Origin of the sequence: Pseudomonas sp. TWI923 (assembly GCF_039673365.1) — a bacterium.
GTDB classification, from domain to species: Bacteria; Pseudomonadota; Gammaproteobacteria; order Pseudomonadales; family Pseudomonadaceae; genus Aquipseudomonas; species Aquipseudomonas sichuanensis.
Window position 1 is genome coordinate 1 of record NZ_JBDJLM010000175.1, and the last position, 1,251, is coordinate 1,251.

Here is a 1,251-nt window from a genome sequence, read left to right on the forward strand (position 1 = left end):
TGAACTGGTCAAGTAATTTTGGACACCGATTAAGGTTCATACCGCTGCCTTGAGCTTTTCCTCCATGGCTACTGGCGTTTCATAGCCGTTGTAGCTGTGGAGGCGCTTGAGGTTGTAGCGCATCAGATAAGCCTGGATATCCACGCGTGCCTGCGCTTCGGTCTCGTAACCCTCCGCCGGCACCCATTCTGATTTCAATGCTCCGAAGAATCGCTCCATGGCAGCGTTGTCCCTGCATTGGCCTCGATGGCTCATGCTTTGGATCAGGCTGTACTCTTCAAGTGCTGCCCTGAATCTATGGCTGGTGTACTGGCAGCCCTGGTCTGAATGAAACATCACACCTGCAGGCTTGCCTCTGGACTCAGATGCCATCCGCAGCGCATCACAGGCCAACCTGGCATCGGCAGTCATTGAAAAGGCCCAGCCCACCACTCGGCGTGCGTACAAGTCGATTACTGCAGCCAAGTACAGCCAACGTCTGCCAACCTGGATGTAAGTTACATCGCCACACCAAACCTCGTTGATCGTCGAGACTTTGAAGTTTCGCTTCAGCTGATTCTCTGCAATCAATGCTTCCGCACCCGATGACCGATAGCGGTGTGGCCTGCGCTGCTTGCACTTCAGCCCAGCTTCGCGCATCAACGCGCGCACTTTGTATCGCCCGATTTCATGGCCTTCACGACGCAGCTCCTGCACGAGTGTTCGCGATCCAGAGGCATTTCGCGATGCCTTGAAATGGTCGATTACAAGCAAGCGCAGCGCATCTCTGGTAGGGCTTTCACGCCCTTGCCGCTTGCGCCAGGCATAAAAACTGCTGCGCTTGACCCCAAGCACGCGACAGCAGTCGATAACGGGATACTGCTCACTCAGCTCGTTGATCAGCGAGAACGATCTTTGGAGTCCCGAAGCAGGAGAGCACTGGCCTTTTTTAGGATTTCGATATCCCGATCCTTTTGGCGGACCAGTGCTTCGAGCTCTTCAATTCGCTGCTGCTCCGGCGTGATTGCCTTGGCTCCCGCCGGAACCTTGCCCGCTCTTTCCTGGCGCACTTGCTCAACCCAACGGCGAAGAGCTGTGGGCCCAAGCCCAAGGGCTGCACAGACCTCAGGAACCGACTGGCCGCCGTCCAAGACCATTTCGGCAGCTTGGACTTTGTATTCTCTTGAATAAGATTTACGCACTGATTTTGCCTCCAATTGGGCGCCATCATAGCGCCCGATGAAGGTGTCCAAAATCATTAGGCCAGTTCAA

The 1,251-nt window shown here is 55.2% G+C and carries 1 protein-coding gene; it reads right to left on the bottom strand.

The window, feature by feature from the left end:
• Positions 1-36: 36 nt before the first annotated feature.
• A protein-coding gene (locus ABE459_RS25985) for an IS3 family transposase (protein WP_346648175.1) occupies positions 37-1,238 on the bottom strand; the annotation gives its coding sequence in 2 pieces (ribosomal slippage) (positions 37-932 and positions 932-1,238; 1,203 coding nt in all).
• Positions 1,239-1,251: the final 13 nt, after the last annotated feature.